The organism is Streptomyces sp. NPDC055189 (assembly GCF_053606765.1).
The window spans coordinates 1-7362 of sequence record NZ_JBSGSG010000163.1; the positions used below are offsets into that span (position 1 = coordinate 1).

5 protein-coding genes are annotated in these 7362 nt (G+C 70.5%); all 5 read left to right on the forward strand.

The window, feature by feature from the left end; translation table 11 throughout:
- Positions 1–3442, forward strand: a 3442-nt coding sequence (locus ACWFR3_RS46115) for an Rne/Rng family ribonuclease (protein WP_453740722.1), incomplete at its 5' end; no start/stop codon positions are given.
- Between the two features lie 188 nt (positions 3443–3630).
- Entirely contained in the window at positions 3631–4983 is a 1353-nt protein-coding gene (locus ACWFR3_RS46120) for a phospholipase D-like domain-containing protein (protein WP_453740723.1), read from the forward strand.
- A gap of 163 nt (positions 4984–5146) precedes the next feature.
- Complete coding sequence (gene rplU, locus ACWFR3_RS46125; RefSeq protein ID WP_160505004.1) at positions 5147–5467, forward strand: 50S ribosomal protein L21; 321 nt, start codon at positions 5147–5149, stop codon at positions 5465–5467.
- A gap of 11 nt (positions 5468–5478) precedes the next feature.
- The gene (rpmA, locus tag ACWFR3_RS46130) at positions 5479–5733 is read left to right on the forward strand and encodes a 50S ribosomal protein L27 (RefSeq protein WP_389907192.1); all 255 of its coding nucleotides are present in this window, start codon (positions 5479–5481) and stop codon (positions 5731–5733) included.
- A 161-nt stretch (positions 5734–5894) separates the two neighbouring features.
- Positions 5895–7334 carry a GTPase ObgE gene (gene obgE, locus ACWFR3_RS46135; RefSeq protein ID WP_453740724.1) on the forward strand — a complete coding sequence of 480 codons (1440 nt, stop codon included), beginning with the start codon at positions 5895–5897 and terminating at the stop codon, positions 7332–7334.
- Positions 7335–7362 lie beyond the last annotated feature (28 nt).

Here is a 7362-nt window from a genome sequence, read left to right on the forward strand (position 1 = left end):
GTCCGGCGACGCCGCCCCGCGCCGTGCCCGCCGCCGCGCCACCCGTGGCTCGTCCGCGCCCGCCGCCGAGCCGCAGGCCGCCGAGCAGGCCCCCGCCGCCGAGCCGAAGGCCGATGCCGCGCCCGCCGCGTCCGCCGCCAAGCAGACCCCCGAAGCGGAGCCCGCCGAAGAGGACGCGCCCAGCGGTCGCCGTCCCCGCCGTGCCACCCGCAAGGCCGCCGCCGGATTCTCGGCGCCCGCCCCGACGCGGGCCCGCAAGGCGCGTGCCGGTGACAGCGAGGAGGGTTCCGGAAGGAAGCCGCGCCCCGCCGTCGCCGTCTTCCAGGCGCCGGTGTTCGCCGCGCCGATGTTCCAGACCCCCGAGAGCGCTGCCGCCGCTGCCGCCGCCGAAGCGGCCGACGAGCCCGCCGAAGAGGTCGAGGCCGAGCCCGTGGCCGCCGCCCCCGTGGCGGAGGAGGAGACGGGTCCGCGCCGTCGCCGTCGCCGCGGCCGGGCCTCCGACGAGCAGCCCGCCGCCGAGCGCGAGCCCGCCGCCAAGGCCGCAGCGCAGCCCGCCGAGGCCGAGGCCCCCGAGCCCGAAGAGGCCGAGGACGCCGCCGCGGACCACGAGAACGACAACAACGACAACGACGAGTCCGACGACTCCGGTGAGCGCCACGGCCGCCGTCGCCGTCGTGGTGGCCGTCGCCGCCGCCGCGGTGAGTCCGCCGACGACTCCGGCGACCAGCAGGACTCGGACGCCGACGCGGGGACGGACACCGCCGAGGACGCCAAGGACACCGAGGACGCCAAGGGCGCGGACGAGTCCGAGTCCGACGAGGACGAGGACAACGGCGCGGGCGCCGGCTCCAGCAGCAGCCGTCGCCGTCGTCGCCGTCGCCGTCGTGCCGGTGACTCCGGTGACGCGGACGCGGGCGACGGCGACCCGGAGCGCACCGTCGTCAAGGTCCGCGAGCCGCGCAAGAAGGAAGAGCGCGAGCCCGGCACCGGCGCCGACGAGGTCCAGTCCATCAAGGGCTCGACCCGCCTGGAGGCCAAGAAGCAGCGCCGCCGCGAAGGCCGCGAGCAGGGCCGCCGCCGGGTGCCGATCATCACCGAGGCCGAGTTCCTCGCGCGCCGCGAGGCCGTCGAGCGCGTGATGGTCGTACGCCAGAACGGCGAGCGCACCCAGATCGGCGTCCTCGAGGACAACGTGCTCGTCGAGCACTACGTCAACAAGGAGCAGGCCACCTCGTACGTCGGCAACGTCTACCTGGGCAAGGTCCAGAACGTGCTGCCGTCCATGGAGGCCGCCTTCATCGACATCGGCAAGGGCCGCAACGCGGTCCTGTACGCCGGTGAGGTCAACTTCGAGGCCCTCGGCATGGCCAACGGCCCGCGCCGCATCGAGTCGGCCCTCAAGTCCGGCCAGTCGGTGCTCGTGCAGGTCACGAAGGACCCGATCGGCCACAAGGGCGCCCGCCTCACCAGCCAGGTCTCGCTGCCCGGCCGCTACCTGGTCTACGTGCCCGAGGGCTCGATGACCGGCATCAGCCGCAAGCTGCCCGACACCGAGCGCGCGCGTCTGAAGACCATCCTCAAGAAGATCGTCCCCGAGGACGCGGGCGTCATCGTGCGCACCGCGGCCGAGGGCGCGAGCGAGGACGAGCTGCGCCGTGACGTCGAGCGTCTGCAGCAGCAGTGGGAGGACATCCAGAAGAAGGCGAAGGCGGCCTCGACGAGCTCGCCGAGCCTGCTGTACGGCGAGCCGGACATGACCGTCCGTGTCGTCCGCGACATCTTCAACGAGGACTTCTCCAAGGTCATCGTCAGCGGCGAGGAGGCCTGGGAGACCATCCACGGGTACGTCTCGCACGTCGCCCCCGACCTGGCCGACCGCCTGCAGCGCTGGACCTCCGAGGTCGACGTCTTCGCGACGTACCGCATCGACGAGCAGCTGATGAAGGCCCTGGACCGCAAGGTCTGGCTGCCAAGCGGCGGCTCGCTGGTGATCGACAAGACCGAGGCGATGATCGTCGTCGACGTCAACACCGGCAAGTTCACCGGGCAGGGCGGCAACCTCGAAGAGACCGTGACGAGGAACAACCTCGAAGCGGCCGAGGAGATCGTGCGCCAGCTGCGCCTGCGTGACCTCGGCGGCATCGTCGTCATCGACTTCATCGACATGGTGCTCGAGTCCAACCGCGACCTGGTCCTGCGGCGTCTGCTCGAATGCCTGGGCCGTGACCGTACGAAGCACCAGGTGGCCGAGGTCACCTCGCTGGGTCTCGTGCAGATGACCCGCAAGCGGGTCGGCCAGGGCCTCCTGGAGTCCTTCTCCGAGACCTGCGTCCACTGCAACGGCCGCGGCGTGATCGTGCACATGGAGCAGCCGACGTCCGCCGGTGGCGGCGGCAAGCGCAAGAAGCGCGGTCGCGGCGGCTCCGAGCAGGGCCAGGAGCACACGCACGAGCACGAGGGCCACGAGACCCACGACAGCGCCGACGAGGTGGAGTCCGAGGCCGAGGTCGCGGCGGAGGCCGCTGCCCCGGTGGCGCTTCCCGAGCCCGAGTTCGTGCCGGACGAGGAGCTCTACAGCAGCGCGCACGAGGCCGAGGCCGCGGCGTCCCGCGGTGGCCGTTCGCGCCGCAGGGCGACCCGCCGGGCCTCGGCTCCGGCCGGCGCCCCGAAGGCGGAGACCGCGCCCGTCGCGGAGTCCGCCCCGAAGTCGGAGAAGCCGGAGAAGAAGCGGTCCAAGTCCCGGAAGGCCGCCACGGCCGAGGCTCCGGCCGCCGAGGACCCGGTCGTCGAGGCTCCGGTCGTCCCGGCGGAGGAAGCGGCTGCCCCGCAGCCCGCCGCCGTCGAGGCCACCCCGGAGGCACCCGTTGCCGACGCCGCCGACGCCGCCCCCAAGGGCCGTACGCGCCGTCGTGCGACCCGCAAGGCGACGTCGCCCGCCGGCTCGCCGAAGGCCGCGCAGAGCGCTGAGCCGGAGGCCGCCGAGGTCATCGTCGCCGAGGCGCCCAAGGCGGAGCCCGTCGCGGAGCCGGTCGTCGCCGCCGAGCCGGTGGCCGAGGCCCCCGCCGACGCCGCCCCGGCCCGTCCGCGCCGCCGTGCGGTCCGCAAGGCCACCGCGCCGACCGCGTCCGCCGAGGCGGCCGTCCTGGTCGTCCCGTCGGCCGAGAAGGCGACGGAGGCTCCGCAGGCCCCGGAGAAGGCTGCTGAGACGACCTCTGCGGACGCCGAGGCGCCCGCGGAGGAAGCCGCTCCGGCCAAGAAGACGGCGCGCAAGACCGCCGCCAAGAAGGCGCCCGCGAAGAAGGCCGCCGCCAAGAAGACCGCGGCCAAGAAGACGGCCGCCAAGAAGACGACGGCCAAGAAGGCGTCGAAGACGACGAAGAAGACCGCCGCTGCGGAGCAGACGCCGGCCGGCGTCAAGGCCTCCGCGGCCGACGAGGGCTGACCTCGTCCTTCGTAGTCCGTACGTATGTCCGGGTGTCCCCGGTGCGGTGATCTCACCGCACCGGGGACACCTTTTTGGTGAACTTGGATCAGAGTGAAGTACCTGTAAAACTCATGCGGTTGATGAACGGGCACGCGAGCGTGGCGTCTGGGGAGACGTTCCGGTCGCGTCTGGGGAGGGAATGCACCATGGCGCACGGTCGCCTGAGAGGCACGGGACGTCACCGTGCCGAGAAACAGATCAAGGGCGGACGCCAGGCCGTCGCGCTGGCCACGATCCTGTCGGCGGCGGGGATCCAGACGGTCAGCGCCGCGGGCAGCGCGGGGGCAGCAGAGGGGGAGCCGTCCCTGGCCGAGGCGCCGATCTTCAACGATCCGCTGGGCACTCCCGAGCAGCAGTACGCGATCCGGACGCGCCTGATCGAGCTGACGAACGCCGCGGTGCCGGGGTCGACCATCAAGGTCGCGGTCTACCACGTGTGGGAGGCCTCGGTCGTCGACGCGCTCGTGGCGGCCAAGAAGCGCGGCGTGCACGTACAGATGCTGCTCGACGAGACCAGCAGGAGCGATCGCCCCACGAACACCTCGTACAGCACCCTGGCGTCGGCGCTGGGCACCGACAGGAACAAGTCGTCCTTCGTGACGCTCTGCCCGGCGGACAAGTCCTGTCTGGGCGATCCGAAGTACGGCAAGTCGATCATGCACAACAAGTTCTGGCTGTTCTCGCAGGTCGAGGGGGCCAGGGACGTCGTCGTACAGACCACGTCGAACTCGACGCCCTCCGCGCACACGAAGTTCTTCAACGACGCGCTGCAGCTCCCGAACAACCCGACGATGTACGAGGCCTACGCCGACTACTTCGCCGACATGATCCGCAAGGACTGGCGGAACTGGGACTACCGCACGGTCAGCGACGGCCTCTACAAGGCGTACTTCTTCCCGCGCTCCGGCACGGTCAACGAGACCGACACCATGTACTCGGTCCTGAACAACGTGCAGTGCAACTACAAGGACGCGGCGGGGGTGGCCCGGCACACCAACGTCCGCGCCTCGATCTTCAAGATCACCCGGAAGCAGATCGCCGACAAGCTCGTCTCGCTCAAGAAGGCGGGCTGCACGGTGAGCATCCTGTACGCGGAGACCGACAGCGCCAAGAGCCAGGGCGGCACCCCCGGCACCTGGGAGGGGCTGCACAAGTCCGGCGGGCCCACCATGCGCTGCTATAACGACGACCGGGACCCGCTGCACCCCGGCACCAAGCTCGTGACGCCCTACATCATCCACTCGAAGTACCTGTTGATCGACGGCAAGTACGACGGCAAGCAGAACAAGATCTCCTTCACCGGCTCGCAGAACTACACGGCGCCCGCCCTGCGCGAGAACGACGAGGCGATCGTGAAGGTCGACGACGACTCGGTGCACGACGCGTACCGCCGGCACTTCGACCGCGTGGGGGCCGTGGCATGGCCGGGCAAGGCCGATGCCACCGATCTGTGCAAGGGCGTCAAGCCTCTGCCGCCGGACGGCGAGAAGCCGGTTTGACCCTTCCGGGTGAGCCCCGTAATCTTGACCGTCGGCGTGTCAATAGGTACGCCCTACCCCTGTAAACCTGATTCCTTCCGGCCGCCTGGCGTTCGGGAGAGGCCGACCGTGTTATGCGGGCGGCTGGACTTCGGGGGTCCCGTTCCGAGCGAAAGAGAGATCCGTGTACGCCATCGTGCGCAGCGGTGGTCGCCAGCACAAGGTTGCTGTCGACGACATCGTTGAGGTTGACAAGCTTCCCACCGCCAAGGTTGGCGACACCGTAGAGCTCTCTACGCTGCTCGTTGTCGACGGCGATGCTGTGACGAGCGACCCGTGGGTGCTTGCCGGTATCAAGGTCACGGCCGAGGTCGTGGACCACCACAAGGGTGCCAAGATCGACATCCTTCGTTACAAGAACAAGACCGGCTACCGCCGTCGCCAGGGTCACCGCCAGCAGTACACGGCGATCAAGGTCACCGGTATCCCCACGGCTGCGAAGTAAGGGACTGAGACATGGCACACAAGAAGGGCGCATCGTCCACTCGGAACGGGCGCGATTCCAATGCTCAGCGGCTCGGCGTGAAGCGCTTCGGCGGTCAGGCCGTCAACGCCGGTGAGATCCTGGTCCGCCAGCGTGGCACCCACTTCCACCCCGGTTCGGGCGTCGGCCGTGGCAAGGACGACACGCTGTTCGCGCTGGCCGCCGGTGCGGTCGAGTTCGGCACGCACCGTGGCCGCAAGGTCGTGAACATCGTTCCGGTCGCCTGAATCAGGCTTCCGTAGAACAGGTTCTTCGCGAGGGCGGACCTCACTTCCCTGCCGGGAAGCGGGTCCGCCCTTCGCGTGTTACACCTAGGGGCATTTCGCCCCTGACATTTCGTATCTCCCCCAGCCTCCGGCCGGGGGTACCCCCACTGGAGGCACATCCCATGACCACCTTCGTGGACCGCGTCGAGCTGCACGTCGCCGCGGGTAGCGGGGGCCACGGCTGTGCCTCCGTCCACCGTGAGAAGTTCAAGCCGCTCGGCGGCCCGGACGGCGGCAACGGCGGCCGTGGCGGTGACGTGATCCTGGTAGTCGACCAGTCGGTCACGACGCTGCTCGACTACCACCACTCCCCGCACCGCAAGGCCACCAACGGCGCTCCCGGTGCCGGTGACAACCGCTCCGGCAAGGACGGCCAGGACCTGGTCCTGCCCGTGCCCGACGGCACCGTCATCCTCGACAAGGACGGCAACGTCCTGGCCGACCTGGTCGGCCAGGGCACGACGTACGTCGCCTCGCAGGGCGGCCGCGGCGGCCTCGGCAACGCCGCGCTGGCCTCGGCCCGCCGCAAGGCGCCCGGCTTCGCCCTCCTCGGCGAGCCGGGTGACGCCGGCGACGTCGTCCTCGAGCTCAAGACCGTCGCTGACGTCGCGCTCGTGGGCTACCCGAGCGCGGGCAAGTCCTCGCTGATCTCGGTCCTGAGCGCGGCCAAGCCGAAGATCGCGGACTACCCCTTCACGACGCTGGTCCCCAACCTCGGCGTGGTGACGGCGGGATCGACCGTCTACACGATCGCCGACGTGCCGGGTCTGATCCCGGGTGCCAGCCAGGGCAAGGGCCTCGGCCTTGAGTTCCTGCGGCACGTCGAGCGGTGCAGCGTCCTGGTGCACGTCCTGGACACGGCCACGCTGGAGTCCGACCGTGACCCCGCCTCCGACCTCGACATCATCGAGGAGGAGCTGCGGCAGTACGGCGCGGGCCTGGAGAACCGGCCGCGGGTCGTCGTCCTGAACAAGATCGACGTACCGGACGGCCAGGACCTCGCGGACCTGGTCCGCCCCGACCTCGAGGCGCGCGGCTACCGCGTCTTCGAGGTGTCGGCCGTGGCGCACAAGGGGCTCAAGGAGCTCTCCTTCGCGCTCGCCGAGGTCGTGGCGGCGGCGCGTGCCGCGAAGCCGAAGGAGGAGGCGACCCGTATCGTCATCCGGCCCAAGGCCGTGGACGACACGGGCTTCACCGTCAAGCTCGGCGACGACGGCATCTACCGCGTGCGCGGCGAGAAGCCGGAGCGCTGGGTGCGGCAGACGGACTTCAACAACGACGAGGCCGTCGGCTATCTCGCGGACCGGCTGAACCGCCTCGGCGTCGAGGAAGGCCTGATGAAGGCGGGCGCGCGCACGGGCGACGGCGTCGCCATCGGCCCCGAGGAGAACTCGGTCGTCTTCGACTGGGAGCCGTCGGTGATGGCCGGTGCGGAGATGCTGGGGCGTCGCGGCGAGGACCACCGTCTTGAGGCGCCCCGTCCCGCGGCTCAGCGCCGCCGGGACCGGGACGCGGAGCGTGACGACGCGGAGAAGGCGTACGACGACTTCGAGCCGTTCTAGGCGGGAGCGCCTCGGACACGAAGAGAAG

What these genes read in the sequence shown, in the direction of transcription:
- ACWFR3_RS46120 (WP_453740723.1), top strand. Translation starts at nt 3,631, where the DNA reads ATGGCGCACGGTCGCCTGAGAGGCACGGGACGTCACCGTGCCGAGAAA.
- obgE (WP_453740724.1), top strand. Translation starts at nt 5,895, where the DNA reads ATGACCACCTTCGTGGACCGCGTCGAGCTGCACGTCGCCGCGGGTAGC.
- rpmA (WP_389907192.1), top strand. Translation starts at nt 5,479, where the DNA reads ATGGCACACAAGAAGGGCGCATCGTCCACTCGGAACGGGCGCGATTCC.